This is a genomic window from Actinomadura sediminis (assembly GCF_042675525.1).
Classification (GTDB): Bacteria; Actinomycetota; Actinomycetes; order Streptosporangiales; family Streptosporangiaceae; genus Spirillospora; species Spirillospora sediminis.
Map to the genome: position 1 here is coordinate 41,310 of NZ_JBHTJA010000045.1, position 13,497 is coordinate 54,806.

Below are 13,497 nucleotides of genomic sequence, written 5' to 3' on the forward strand. Positions count from 1 at the left end.
ACGCCCACCTGAAGGACAGGACCCATGAAGATTCCGAACGCACCATTCGTCGTGGTGGGCGAAACGCTCGTCGACCTGATGTGGCGAGCCGGCGCCGACCGCGTGCACGCGTCCCCCGGGGGCAGCCCGGCCAACGTCGCGCTCGGGCTGCGGCGCCTGGGCCGTTCGGTCGGCCTGGTCACATGCTGGGGCGACGACCCGCCCGGCCAGGTGATCGCACGCTACCTGGCGGACACCGGTCTCGACGTCGTCCGGGCCGCCGGGACGTCACCGCGTTCGACGGTCGCCCTGGCCTACCTCGACCCCGACACCGGCTCCGCGACCTACGACTTCGTGCCTCACTGGGCGCCCCCGGCCCTGGAGCCGAGCGACGATGCCGTGCTCCTGCACACCGGCTCGCTCGCGGTGATCGTCGAGCCCGGGGCCGGGCGCGTCCTGGAGTTGTGCGCACGGTTCCGGCGCGGGACCGGCCGCGCCGTCAGCGTCGACCTCAACGTCCGCCCGGCCGTGCAACCGGATCGCGGTGAGTACCGGGCGGCGGTCCACCGCGTCGCCGAGGTCGCGGACGTGGTCAAGGCCAGCGACGAGGACCTCCGCTGGTTGTGGCCCGACAGCGATCCTCAGGACAGCGCCCGCCGGCTGCTGGGCCTGGGCCCCCGGCTGGTCGTGCTGACGCGCGGCGCGGAAGGGGCGACGGCTCACACCGCGGACGCGGCGGTCTCGGTACCGGCGCCCCCGGTGGAGGTCGTCGACACCATCGGCGCCGGTGACTCCTTCCAGGCGGCGCTCCTGGACGGGCTGGTCCGCCCCGGAGCGGAGGGACGGCCGTCCGTCCGCTTCCCCGTCCGACGTGAGGCGCTGCGGCGTCTGCTCGCCCGCGCGGTGCTCGCCGGTGCCCTCGCGACGACCCGGGAGGGCGCACGACCCCCGCACCGCCGGGAACTCGACGCCGGCGAAGCGGGGACGTCTTAGCGGCGCGGACCGACTCCGGCGCCCCGGGGGCGGGGGCGGCCGGTGACGCGGAGGGCGATCACGGCGATGTCGTCGGTCCCGGTGGTGGGAAGGCCGTCCAGAAGGGTGTCGCAGAAAGCGCGCAGGGGGCGGTGCGCGAGGGCGGACGCCTGCTCGCGGAGCCGGTCCAGGCCGGTGTCCAGGTGCTCGCCCGGCCGTTCGATCAGCCCGTCGGTGTACAGCAGCAGGGTGGCGCCTGCGGGCAGCGGCTCGGTCGCGGTGCCGTAGGGCTCGTCGAACAGGAAGCCGAGCAGGGGGTTGGCTGCGTCCTCCAGCAGCCGGGCGTCGCCGTCGGCGGTGACCAGCAGCGGCGGCGGGTGGCCCGCGGCGGCGTAGTCGAGCCGCCGATCGTCCGGCCCGGTGCCGCTGACGCGCGCCAGGACCGCCGTGGCCGTGGCGTCCGGGGCGAGCGTCGCCATCGCGGTGTTGAGCCGGTGCAGGGTCTCGCCGGGCGGGCCGGCGCGGTCGACGGCCAGGGCCCGCAGCATGTTCCTGAGCTGGCTCATCGCGACCGCGGCGGCGAGGTCGTGGCCGGCCACGTCGCCGATGGCGAGGACGGTCGCTCCGTCGGGCAGGACGAAGCAGTCGAACCAGTCGCCGCCCACCTCGGCGGCCGCCGGGCTGGGCCGGTACCGGGCCACGGCCTCCAGGCCGGTGAGGCGCGGCGGCTCCGCGAGCAGTTCGTCCTGGAGCGCGAGCGCCACCTGCTGCGTCCGGTGGGCCTGGACGGCGGTGCTCAGGGCGTCGTGGGTGTGGTCGAACAGCTGCCGCATCAGGTCGACGTCCTCGGGGGTCATGGGGGCGCGGTCGCCGCATCGGGCGGCGGTGACGGCGGCCGCCACGACGCCGTCGACGACCACCGGCATCAGCACGACGCTGTTGGCACCGGCCCGCTTCAGCCAGGTGGTGGTGCTCTCCGGCAGCACCCCGGCCGGGGGCTCGCCCGACGGGAACGTGCGGTGCAGCGGGCGGCGCCGCTCCACCGCGCGGGTGAACCCGCTGTCGGCGGCGAACCGCTCGAAGCCGAGCGGCGGCTGGCGCGGCATGCCGTCCTGCGCGGCCGTGGCGACGCGCTGGGCGACGACCGGGGCGCCCTCGGGACGGTCGCTGAAGTTCGGCAGCAGGTGCACGCCGCAGCCGTCGGCGAGCGCCGGGACCAGCACGTCGGCGAGCGCCCCGAACATCTCCGGCAGCCCGGAGCTCTCGGCGATCGCGGCGGCGGCGCGGTCGATCAGCTCCCGGCGGCGTTCCTCCCGCCACTGCTGCTCGATGTCGGTGCAGGCCCCGATCCATTCGATCAGGGCGCCGTCCTGGTAGACAGGCGCGGTGCGGACCTCGAAATGCCGGTACTCGCCGTCGACGGTGCGCAGCCGGTACACGAACCGCCAGGGACGCCCCTCCCGGCGGGCCTCGTCCCGTGACCGTCTCGCCGCCTCGCGGTCGTCCGGATGCAGCGCCCGCAGCCACCCGTTGCCACGGAACTCCTCCCAGCTCTGCCCGGTCACCCGCTCCCAGCCCGGGCTCGGCTCGATGACCCCGCCCGCCGGTCCCGTCACCCACATGATCGGCGCGTTCGTCCCGGCGACCTGGACCAGGCTCTCGAATCTGCGCCGGAACCGGTGCTGCTCCTCGGCCGAGCGGACCGCCCGGCGGGTCGCGGCGACCCGCTCGGTGACGTCCACCGCGATCACCATCACCCCGGGCGGCTCCTCGCGGAACCGGGAGAGGCTGAAGGTGAAGAACCGCTCTCCACGGCCGGCGCCGCCCGGGCCGACCTTCAGCCGCGACTCGGCGAGGGTGATCGCCTCCCCGGTGGCCAGAACCCGGTCGAACAGATCGGGGCACTCCGGCCGGGCCAGGTCGGCGAACGCCTCCTGGACCGGTTCCCCGAGCGGACGGCCGCCGAAGTACGCCCGGTAGGCGGCGTTGGCGTACATGAGGCGATGCCGCGGCCCGCTGGTCAGGGCGATCGCGACAGGCGCGGGATCGAACGCCTCCAGCGCGAGCCCGCCGGTCCCTTCCCCGCAGGCGTCGTCCATTGCCTACCCCCGGTCAGCCGCCGTGTCCCGTAATGCCCAGCCTTCCCCCGCGCCGGCGGGGAGGAACGTGCACTCGGGTGGCGGGCGAACGGCGCGCGCGACCGGCCCCCGCCGCGAACGGGCCGTAGGCTGCCCGGGTGGACAGCGATGAGTTCGTCGCCGGGTTCGACTACCCGATGTTCGTGGTGACCGCCGTCGACGCGGGCACCGGGACGCGGGCGGGCTGCCTGGTCGGGTTCGCCACGCAGACCAGCATCGACCCGTTCCGGTTCCTGGTGTGCCTGTCCCGCCGCAACCACACGTACCGGGTGGCCGAGGCGGCGACGGTCCTGGCCGTCCACGTCCTCGGCCGGGACGAGGACCAGCAGCGGCTCGCGGCCCTGTTCGGGACGCGGACCGGCGACGAGGTCGACAAGTTCGCCCGCTGCTCCTGGCGGCCGGGCCCCGAAGGCGTGCCGCTGCTCGCCGGGGCCCGGCGCCGTCTCGTCGGCCGGATCGTGGCGCGCGCCGACCTCGGCGACCACGTCGGTCTCCTGCTCGCCCCGATCGACGTGGCCGTCGACGTCGAAACCGCGCCGCTCACCTTCCGCTCGCTGCCCGCCATGGAACCGGGGCACCCGGCCTGACCCCGCTCGCCGTCCGTTCGCCGGGCGGGCTCGGCGTCCTCCGCGGGCGCCCGGAGAGGATCCACCGCCTCACGAGCCGGTTCGGTCCGGGCTATTGACCCGCCCACGCCCCGATCATACATTCACTCATAATCTGTATGAATGAGGGGTGAGCGGGATGCGGGGACGGACGGCCGTGGTGCTCGGCGGCAGCGTGGCGGGCCTGTGCGCCGCCGGAGTGCTCGCGCGGCACTTCGACGAGGTGATCGTCCTGGAGCGGGACCGGCTGCCGCCGGGCGCGGAGCACCGCAGGGGCGTGCCGCAGAGCAAGCACCCGCACTTCCTGCTCAACTCCGGGCGGCGCGCGATCGGCGAGATCTTCCCCGGCTTCGAGGAGGCGCTGATCGCCGCCGGCGGGATGCGCCTGATGCCGTCGATGGACGCCGCGTACTGCGAGAACGACGGCTGGGCGCCGCGCAAGTCGGGATCGATGACGATGATCTACGGCTCCCGCGTGCTCATCGAGCGGGTCCTGCGCGACAAGGTCCGCGAGCTGCCCGCCATCGAGATCCGCGAGGGCGTGACCGTCACCGGGCTTCGTGCCACCGGGGGCGGCACCGCCCGCGGGCGCGTCGAGGGAGTCGAGTACCGAACCGCCGGCGGCGAGGGCCGGCTGGCCGCGGACCTGGTCGTCGACGCGCTCGGGCGCGGCTCCCAGGTGACCGGCTGGCTCGCCGCGGCCGGCTGGCCCGCGCCGCCGGAGAAGACGCTCGACGCCAAGGTCACCTACGCCTCGCGGTGGTACGACCTGCCGCCCGCCGACGGGCGCCCGGAGTCGTGGTGGTGGAAGCACCTGGTCGTCACGCCGTCCCAGGACCGCGGCGACCGTCCGGAGGAGCACGAGTTCCTCAGCAACTTCTTCCCCATCGAGGGCGACCGCGCCATCGTGTGCATGGGGTCGTGGGGCATCCGGATGCCGCGCGACACCGACGCGTTCGAGGCCGCGGTCGACCGGGTGCGGGCCACCGCCTTCGGGCGGGCGGCGCGCGCCTGCACGCCGACGTCCGAGGTGCACCTGACCCGGTCGACGGGCAACAAGTGGCGCCGCTTCGACCTGCTCGACACCCCTCCGGCCGGGCTGGTCTGCATCGGCGACTCGATCTGCGCCTTCAACCCGTTCTACGCGCAGGGGATGAGCTCGGCCGCCCGCTCCGCGCTGATCCTCGCCGAGCTGCTGCGCGGCCGCGACGCCCTCGACCCCGCCTTCTTCCGCGCGTTCCTCGACCGGCAGAAGGCGTCCCTCGACGTGCCGTGGATGCTCGCGATGGCCCGTGACCAGGCGTACGACTTCGCCACCGGCACGGAGGTCGCCGCCCCCTGGCGGCGCAGGCTGACCGCGCGGTTCAGCTGGCCGGTCTTCAACGCCGTCAACGCCGCGAGCCGCGAGGACGCCTACGTCGAGCGGACGTTCGCCGAGGTGTTCAACCTCGACAAGTCGCTCCGGGAGATGGCCCTCGATCCCCGGTTCTGGTTCGGCATCGTCCGCTACCAGGTGCGCCGGCGGCTGGGACGCACGGTCGTCCCCGGGGGATTCGACGAGAAGCAGGACCCGCCCGGCACCGACTTCACCGGCTACGCGCGGTCCGCCCGGTCATCGTCCGCCGGCACCGGCCTCGTCGACGCCTGACCCGAGGAGCGACGCATGGACAACACCTGCGGCCCGGCCGCCGGGCGGCTCGCCGAGGGACTCGGCTTCTCCTGCCACGACGCCGAACCCGTGGTCGACCTCCGCAACCCGTTCGGCCTCGAGAACGGCACCATGCCGGTCCTCGAGCTGCTCGTCGTCGGCGGCGCGGTGTTCGCCCTCGTCCACGCGTGGCGGCGGTGGCGCCGCGACGGCGACCCGGCCAACATCACGCTGTGGTTCGCCTCGGTCGTCTACCTGGCCGTGATCGAGCCGCCGCTCTACTTCCCGGAGTGGTTCGGCCTGGAGGAGCACGTCGGGTTCATCTTCTCCCACAACGTGTTCACCGTGCAGTTCATGTACGACCGGCTGCCGCTCTACATCGTGGCCTTCTACCCCGCGCTGTCACAGCTCGCCTACGAACTGGTCCGCGTCCTGGGCGTCTTCGCGCGGCGCGGGCCGCTGGTCGGCTCGCTGGCGGTCGCGTTCGCCTGCCAGGTCTTCTACGAGATCTTCGACCACCTCGGGCCGCAGCTGAAGTGGTGGGCGTGGAACCCCGAGAACGAGATGATCAACCAGCCGGCGCTCGCCTCGGTCCCGATGAACAGCATGCTCCTGTTCGCCTCGGTCTCCTTCGGCGCGATGACCTACCTCGTGGTCCGGCTGACCGGCGGGAAGGACGGGCCGGCGACGCTCGGCGGCCCGCGGATCGCCTGGCGCGCCGCCGTCGCCGGGGCCGCGACGCCGCTGGCGATGATCATCGTGAGCGCTCCCAGCGGCGCCTTCCGCGGCGAGGAGGTGCTGTGGATCCAGCGGGCCGTCCTCGGGGCCGAACTCGCCCTGGTCTGGATCATCGGACTCTGGCTGCTCGCGGACGCCCGGCGGGCGACGCGCGCCGCGCCGTCCCCGGCGGCGTCGCCGCTGTTCGCGCGCACCTACCCGGCGCTGTTCCTCGGCGTCCACGCCGTCCTCTGGCTGGCCGCGCTGCCGGCGTACTTCGGGGCGGACCACGGCGTCACCGAGCAGGGCACGCCCGTCGGCAGCCTCTGGTACGTCGTGGCGTGCGCCGTCGCCGCGTCCGCGTTCATCGCGCTCGCGCTCCGCGCGACCGGACGGCGGACGGCCGGGCCTGTGCGATCCTAAGGCCATGGGGCACCACGGCTGGGCCGGGCGGCCACCCGCGTCGGACGCCGAGGCCCGGCAGCGCATCGTCGACGCGACCGTCCGTTGCATCGAGAGGCACGGCGTCGCGAAGACGACCCTGTCCGACGTCGCGAACGAGCTCGGCGTCACCCGCCAGACCGTGTACCGGCACTTCGGCCGCATCAGCGACATCATCGGCGAGGTGGCCGCGCAGGGCGCCGAGTCGTTCGTCGATCGGCTGATCGCCCACCTCCAGGGCGTCACCGACCCGGCCGAGGCCGTCGTGGAGGGCATGGTCTTCTGCGTGCGGACCATCCCCGCCGACCCGCGCCTGAGCCTCCTGCTGCGGCTCGGCGACGCGAGCGCCTTCGGCCGCGGCGCCACGACCGGGGACACCATCGCCTACGGCGCGCGGATGCTCCAGCGCTACCCCGTCGACTGGGCGGCCGCCGGCATCGGCGAGGACGACCTGGACGGCCTGGCCGAGATCATCATGCGGCTGCTGACGTCCCTCCTGCAGCACCCCGGCGAGCCGCCGCACGACGAGGCCCGGCTCCGCGCCCTGCTCGACCGCTGGCTCGCCCCCGCCCTGTCCCGCCCCGCGGCCACCGCCGAACGATCGTCGACGGACGATCCGCCCGCGGACGTCCGGCGCCCGGCGCGCACCGCCGTGCGCGGCCGGTGACCGGGGACGACGAGGCCCGTCCCTCGCCGGGCGGGCGCGTCGACCCGACCGTCCGGCCGGGCCCGTCCTCGCACGAGGTCGGGTCCCCGGCCCGGCGGAGCACCGTGCTCCGCGAGGCCGGGGACCCGTCCCGCCGGATCAATCGAACCGGATCAGTCGAACCGGATCAGTCGAAGTAGTTCGGCTGCGACTGGGCGTTCAGCTCGTCGAGCCGGACGCGCTTGGCCTTGTTGGTGCGGTGGTCACGGATGTCGATGACGTCCAAGCCCCGCTGGATGCCGTTGGAGTAGATGTAGCCGTTGTAGTAGTACGTCGACCACGTGCCGGCCAGGGTGCTCAGGTCGTCCGCCCACGGGCCGCGGTCGAACCAGGCGATCTCCTTGGGGTTGCGGGAGTCGGTGAAGTCCATGACCGAGATGCCGCCCTGGTACCAGGACTGCACCATGATGTCCTTGCCCTTGACCGGGATCAGCGAGCCGTTGTGGGCCACGCAGTTCTCGCTGTCGGCGTTGTGGCGCGGAATCTTGTAGTAGCTGCGGAACTCGAGCTTCCGGGCATCGCCCTTGCCGACGATGTCGTAGATGGCGTTGGCGCCCTTCTCCGGCCCGACCTCCGCGTTGCAGGTGGCGGCCGAACCGCCGCCCAGCTCGTCGGTGAAGACGATCTTGGTGGCGCTGTTGTTGAACGTCGCCGAATGCCAGAACGCGAAGTTCTCGTCGTCGCGCACGCTGGTGATCGTGCGCGGCTTGACCGGGTCGGAGATGTCGAACAGCACGCCGTCGCCCATGCAGGCCCCGGCCATCAGGTCCTTGTCGGGGTAGGCGGTCAGGTCGTGGCAGCCCGACGTGGCGCGGGTCTCGTTCGGCCACGGCGTGCCCGGCGGGTCACCGGGGTTGCCGCCGTCCGGGAACAGCACCGGCTCGGCCACCACGTGCGCCGCGCGCGGATCCTTCAGCGGGACCTTGACGATCGAGATGAGATCGTGGGGGGTCTTGCAGTCGGGGTAGGTGTCGTTCGGGGAGTACGAGGACACGTAGATGTAGGCCGTGCCGCGCTTCCCCGGGACGAGGGTGTTGGTGTGCGAGCCGCACTTGGTCTCGACGGCCTTGACGTAGCGCGGGTTGCGCACGTCGCTGATGTCGAAGATCTTGATGCCCTCCCACGACGACTTCTCCGTCGCGGGCTTGGGCACGGACCGGCACGAGTCGTCGCTCCGCGAGCTGTCGGTCGACAGGAACAGCAGGTTCCCGGCGATCGACACGTCGTTCTGGGAGCCGGGACAGTGGACGACCGTGACGACCTTCGGCCGCTTGGGCCGGCTGATGTCGTAGATCGTGAAGCCCTCGTAGTTGCCGCCGAACGCGTAGCGGCCCTTGAACGCCCAGTCCGAGCCGTAGGCGTTGGCGGCGGCGAGCGGTCCCTGCTTGGGGATGTTCGCCACGTGGTGCATGTTCCGGCTCTTGACGATCTCGTCCCCGCCCGGGACGCCGTCGGCCGAGGCCGACGGCACGAGCACGGCCGACATCACCAGGAGGATGCCCGAAAGGGCACCCACGAGGGTCCTGCGTCTGGTTCTTCGCATGGGAACTGGCGCCACCCCTGACTCCTTTGTCTACACGTCCCCCGGCGTACAGGTGCTGATCTTCCGGAGTATGTAGCGCTTTGCGGCCCGTGCATAGGTCTGAACGCAAATGTAAGCCTCTAGAGATCAAAGGCCCTTTTGCGGCGGACTGCTCTGTGGGTACGGTTCGGGCTGGACGTGGGAGGTGCGATGCGGCATCGGATCGTGCTGGTGTGCGCGGTGGTCCTGCTGGCCGCCGGGGCACTGGCGTTCTTCGGCGGCGAGGACGAGCCCGAGGCGGCGCCGCCGCGGACCGTGCTGGTCCCCGACCGTCCGGGCGAGCCCAACGAGACGCGGGTCGCCGGCCCGCGCGAGGCCGCGCCGCCGACCGCGGCCGAGGTCGGGTTCGTCCAGATGATGATCCCGCACCACGCGCAGGCGCTGGAGATGTCCGCGCTCGCGCCGTCCCGGGCGTCCGACGAGCGGGTGAAGTCGCTGGCCTCCCGCATCGAGACCGCGCAGAAGATCGAGATCGACGTCATGCGCTCGTGGCTCGAGGAGAACCCCGAGGCCGTCCTGAAGGCGCACGGCCGCAACCACGGGGCGGGGCACACGGCCCGCATGGCCGGGATGGCCACGCCGGAGCAGCTCGAACGGCTCCGGGGCGCGCGCGGCGCGGCGTTCGACGAGCTCTTCCTGAAGCTGATGATCACCCATCACCAGGGCGCGATCACCATGGTCGACGACGTCCTGGACAAGGGGACGGACGTCACGGTCCAGGAGATGGCCCGCGACGTCCAGTCCACCCAGGCGGCCGAGATCGAGCGCATGCGCGCCCTGCTGGAGGACTGACCGCCGCTCCGCCGCCGGACGGCCGGCGGGCGGCCGCGACGGTGCCCGCCGGGTGAGGATCCGCACCGGGGCGGTTCGCCCGGGCGGCGAGCACGGGAGCGACCCCGGACGGGTCCTCCTCCGTCCGCAACGGCGGGGGAGGACCCGCGGGGCGATGACCCCCGTGGCGCGGCCGTTACGCGAACGCGGGCATCAGGTGCTCGTGGATCAGGCGGAGCTGGCCGTCCACGTCCGGGACGCCGGTGAGGTCGCGGCCGGTGAACGACTTCACCAGGCCGGGGTCCGTGATCGCGCAGATCATGTGGTTGACGCCGGTCGGCGCGATGTCGCGCTCGATCTTGGCGCGGACCTCTTCCGGGGTGCCCGACAGGGACAGCTTCTCGGTGATCTCCGGCGTGGTCAGCTCGATGCCCTTGGCGAGGTCGCCCGCGCCGATCGCCTCGATGATCGGTGCCATGTCCGCCGGGTCGACGCCGTTGCGCTCCAGTTGCTCGGGCGGCATCGCCGACGCGTAGAGGCCCACCATGCTGCGGGCCGACTCCTTGGCCGCGGCCGAGTCCGGGCCGACCGCGAACACCACCCAGGCGCCGATGTCGAGCGACCGCCAGTCCTTGCCCGCGCGCTCGGCGCCCGCCCGGAAGTGCTCGACCGCGTATTCGTAGGCGCCGCGCGAGTAGCTGAGCGCGTGGTGCACGCCGTCGGACAGCTCGCCGGCCGCCTCGAACGACTTCGGCCCGCGCATCGCGCCGATCTTGACGGGCAGCCGCTCCTGCACCGGACGCGCGAAGGTGAACAGGCCGTCGTAGGAGTAGAACTCGCCGTCGCGGGTGATCGTGCCCTCGTCCAGCAGGGTCCGGACGACCGCGACGGCCTCCTTCACCCGGGTGAGCGGCTTCGTCCGAGCCCAGTCGATCTTGTACTGGGCGAGGACCCCGAAGTTGCCGCTGCCGAGGACGACCTCCGCGCGGCCGCCGGTGAGCTCGTCCAGCGTCGCGGCGGCCTGCGCGATCAGGGACGGCTCGCGCAGCGTCACCGCCGACACCGACGGGCCCATGCGGATCTGCGAGGTGCTCGCCGCGGCCGCGGCGAACAGCAGCCACAGGTCCTTGTGCCACGGCTCGTCGGCGGCGTACACCGCGTGGAACCCGAGCTCGTCGGCGAGCTTGATGGAGGCCAGCGACTCCGCGACCGGGTAGTCGGGGAGCATGGCATAGCTGAACTTCACCGAGAAACGTCTCCTTGCAGTGCGCATTCGCGCACGGTCGGGGGGTGGAGATCTTCAACGCCAGTGTGCTGAACGGGGTGCGCCTACGCAATTTGGTGCTCAAACATCACGCCGACCTGCATGACTTTCGAAGACCGCCCGTCATGTACTCCTCCACGAACAACCGGTGGATTTAGGTTCTGTGCACAATCATCGCCCGTAGATGGTCCATTTGACCGCCGATACCGCCGCCCTCTCTCGGCCGGAGCCGGTGAACGGGCGACGTCACGATCATTTTGCTGAAGCTCGAGATCGCGAAGGGCGACGGGGGGAAGGCCGGGGGAGGACGTCCGGTGATCGGCATCGGCGCCGATCGGCGGTCCCGGCCGGGAGGGAAGCGAGCATGCAGGGGTTCTCCAGCGCTCCGGTGCGCGAGGGTCCGCTGGCGGAGGTCCCGCCCGCCGGCCTCCGCAAGATCTGGACGTGGGGCGTCCTGATCGCCCTCGGCGGCTTCCTGTTCGGCTTCGACACCGGGGTGATCTCCGGGGCGCTGCTGTTCATCCGGCCGGACTTCGGCCTGAACTCCTTCCAGCAGGGCAGCGTCGTCAGCGTGCTGGTGCTCGGGGCGATGGTGGGCGCGCTGACGTCCGGCCGCATCGCCGACCGGTTCGGCCGGAAACGGGCGCTCGAGGTCGAGGGGCTGGTGTTCCTGGTCGGCACGGTGATCGCCGTGTTCGCCCCCGGCTACGGAACGCTGCTGGCGGGGCGGCTGATCCTCGGGCTCGCGGTCGGGGCCGCGTCCGCGACCGTTCCCATCTACCTGTCGGAGATCTCCCCGAAGGACATCCGGGGCCGCCTGCTGACCCTCAACCAGCTGATGATCACGACCGGGATCCTGGCGGCGTACCTGGTCAACCTCGCGTTCTCCGGCGCCGGGGACTGGCGCGCGATGATCGCGGTCGGCGCGATCCCGGCGTTCGTGATCGTGGTCGCGGCGGTGCTCGTCCTGCCGGAGTCGGGGGTGTGGCTGCTCGAGCAGGGGCGGCGCGGCCAGTGCCGGGAACTGATCGCCTCGGTCACCAACACGGCGACCGCCGACCGGCTGATCGAGCGGTACGAGCGGCGGGCGAGCGAGGAGGCGGAGCGGCACGAGCCGCGGGAGAGGGGGGCGCGGGCGCTGCTCGGGGCGCGCGTCCGCCCGGCGCTGGTCGTCGGGCTCGGGCTCGCGGCCCTGCAGCAGTTCGCGGGGATCAACACGATCATCTACTACGCGCCGACGATCATCGAGCAGACCGGCCTGACGGCGTCGAACGCGATCTTCTACTCGATCGCCATCGGCGTCATCAACCTGCTGATGACGATCGTGGCGATCCGTGCCATCGACCGCGCCGGCCGGCGCCGCCTCATGCTGGTGTCGCTCGCCGTGATGACGGTGACCATGGTCCTGCTCGGCCTGGCGTTCGTGGCGGACTGGTCGTCGGAGCTGGCGCTGGTGTTCATGGTGCTCTACATCGCCGGGTACGCGGGGGGCCTGGGGCCGGTCTTCTGGACCATGATCGGCGAGATCTTCCCCGCGCGGGTCCACGCGGCGGGGTCCGGCGCGTCGACGGCCGTCAACTGGGCGTCCAACTTCGCGGTCAGCCTCGCGTTCCTGCCGATCGCGCACCTGATCGGGCAGGGCGAGACCTTCTGGATCTTCGCCGCGATCTCGCTGCTCGGCCTGCTGTTCGTGGCCCGCTACGTCCCGGAGACCAAGCACCGCGACTACGCGGAGATCGACGCCGACCTGCAGCGCCGCTTCGGGCGCCGTCCGCCGGAGCATGCCGCCGGCGGCGGCTGACCCGGGCGCCCGCCTGCGCGCGGCGGGCGCCGCGGCCCTGCACCGGCTGGCGGGCGCGTTCTGGCCGCTGTCGCAGCAGACGGCGGCCGCCGTCGTCGCGTGGACGATCGCCGACGCCGTCGGCGGCGCCCGGCAGCCGTTCTTCGCGCCGATCGCCGCGGTGATCGCGCTGAACGCCGCCCGGGGGCGGCGCGGGGTGAACGCGCTGCACCTGCTCACCGGCGTGATCCTCGGGATCGGCGTGGGGGAGCTGACGCTCATCGGGCCGGGCGGCGGCACGGCGAGCATGGCGGCGGCGGTGTTCGTCGCGACGGCGCTGGCCGCCGCGCTCGGCGAGAACCGGCTCGTCATCGCGCAGGCGGCGGCGGGCGCGGTGCTGACCGTTGGGGTGGGCGACGACCAGCTGGGGGTGTACCGGATCGTCGACGCGCTGATCGGCGCCGGGGTCGCGCTCGTGTTCACGCAGCTGCTGTTCACGCCCGAACCGGTCGCGCTGCTCCGGCGCGCGGAGACGGCGGCGCTGGACTGGGCGGCCGCCGGTCTGGAGGCGGTGGCGCGCGCCTTGGCGCCCGGGGACGCGGGGGAGCGGGGCGGCCGGCTCGCCGCGGAGGCGATCGAGACGCTGCGCGACCCGGACGACCGCGTCGGCGACGTCGACCGCATGCGGCGGGCCACCACCACGCTGCCGCGGTTCTCCCTGGCCTGGCGCCTGCGCGGCGGGCACTCGGCCAGGGAGGTGGAGCACGCGGACCGGCTCGGCCTGCTCGGCGCCGCCTGCCTGATGCTGGCCCGCACCGCGCCCGCCGCCGTCCCGGACGGACGCGCCGTGCTCGTCCGGGCCGTCCGGGAGATCGCGGAGGTGCTGCGCGCGCT

At 72.9% G+C, this 13,497-nt stretch carries 11 protein-coding genes; 8 read left to right on the top strand and 3 right to left on the bottom strand.

From position 1 onward, the window contains the following. The first annotated feature begins 24 nt into the window (after positions 1-24). Complete coding sequence (locus ACFQ11_RS21485; protein ID WP_378301314.1) at positions 25-972, top strand: carbohydrate kinase family protein; 948 nt, start codon at positions 25-27, stop codon at positions 970-972. Here ACFQ11_RS21485 and ACFQ11_RS21490 read toward each other — a convergent pair. Next, the gene (locus tag ACFQ11_RS21490) at positions 969-3,050 is read right to left on the bottom strand and encodes a SpoIIE family protein phosphatase (protein WP_378301316.1); all 2,082 of its coding nucleotides are present in this window, start codon (positions 3,048-3,050) and stop codon (positions 969-971) included. The two genes, ACFQ11_RS21485 and ACFQ11_RS21490, sit on opposite strands and share 4 nt — an antisense overlap. A gap of 137 nt (positions 3,051-3,187) precedes the next feature. On the opposite strand from ACFQ11_RS21490, the gene ACFQ11_RS21495 reads away from it, so the two are divergent. From ACFQ11_RS21495 to ACFQ11_RS21510, 4 genes are all read left to right on the top strand, one after another. Then, positions 3,188-3,676: a flavin reductase family protein gene (locus ACFQ11_RS21495; protein ID WP_378301318.1), complete on the top strand. Its 489-nt coding sequence runs from the start codon at positions 3,188-3,190 to the stop codon at positions 3,674-3,676. Positions 3,677-3,824: 148 nt separating this feature from the next. Beyond that, complete coding sequence (locus tag ACFQ11_RS21500; protein WP_449193583.1) at positions 3,825-5,342, top strand: FAD-dependent oxidoreductase; 1,518 nt, start codon at positions 3,825-3,827, stop codon at positions 5,340-5,342. Between the two features lie 15 nt (positions 5,343-5,357). Then, on the top strand, positions 5,358-6,482 hold the full coding sequence (locus ACFQ11_RS21505) for a hypothetical protein (RefSeq protein WP_378301320.1): 1,125 nt from the start codon (positions 5,358-5,360) through the stop codon (positions 6,480-6,482). Between the two features lie 4 nt (positions 6,483-6,486). Further along, positions 6,487-7,167 carry a TetR/AcrR family transcriptional regulator gene (locus ACFQ11_RS21510; protein ID WP_378301322.1) on the top strand — a complete coding sequence of 227 codons (681 nt, stop codon included), beginning with the start codon at positions 6,487-6,489 and terminating at the stop codon, positions 7,165-7,167. Positions 7,168-7,333: 166 nt separating this feature from the next. On the opposite strand, the gene ACFQ11_RS21515 is transcribed toward ACFQ11_RS21510, so the two are convergent. Continuing rightward, positions 7,334-8,749 (bottom strand): LVIVD repeat-containing protein, encoded by a 1,416-nt coding sequence (locus ACFQ11_RS21515; protein ID WP_378301324.1) that lies wholly within the window; start codon positions 8,747-8,749, stop codon positions 7,334-7,336. A gap of 189 nt (positions 8,750-8,938) precedes the next feature. On the opposite strand from ACFQ11_RS21515, the gene ACFQ11_RS21520 reads away from it, so the two are divergent. Further along, positions 8,939-9,580: a DUF305 domain-containing protein gene (locus ACFQ11_RS21520; RefSeq protein WP_378301326.1), complete on the top strand. Its 642-nt coding sequence runs from the start codon at positions 8,939-8,941 to the stop codon at positions 9,578-9,580. Between the two features lie 175 nt (positions 9,581-9,755). Here ACFQ11_RS21520 and ACFQ11_RS21525 read toward each other — a convergent pair whose 3' ends face one another. Further along, the gene (locus ACFQ11_RS21525; RefSeq protein ID WP_378301328.1) at positions 9,756-10,805 is read right to left on the bottom strand and encodes an LLM class flavin-dependent oxidoreductase; all 1,050 of its coding nucleotides are present in this window, start codon (positions 10,803-10,805) and stop codon (positions 9,756-9,758) included. Positions 10,806-11,187: 382 nt separating this feature from the next. Here ACFQ11_RS21525 and ACFQ11_RS21530 point away from each other — a divergent pair, with 382 nt between their 5' ends. Both ACFQ11_RS21530 and ACFQ11_RS21535 read left to right on the top strand, forming a co-directional pair. After that, complete coding sequence (locus ACFQ11_RS21530; protein WP_378301330.1) at positions 11,188-12,624, top strand: sugar porter family MFS transporter; 1,437 nt, start codon at positions 11,188-11,190, stop codon at positions 12,622-12,624. Further along, on the top strand, positions 12,605-13,497 hold an 893-nt coding region (locus tag ACFQ11_RS21535; RefSeq protein WP_378301332.1), incomplete at its 3' end, for an FUSC family protein. The genes ACFQ11_RS21530 and ACFQ11_RS21535, both read left to right, overlap by 20 nt.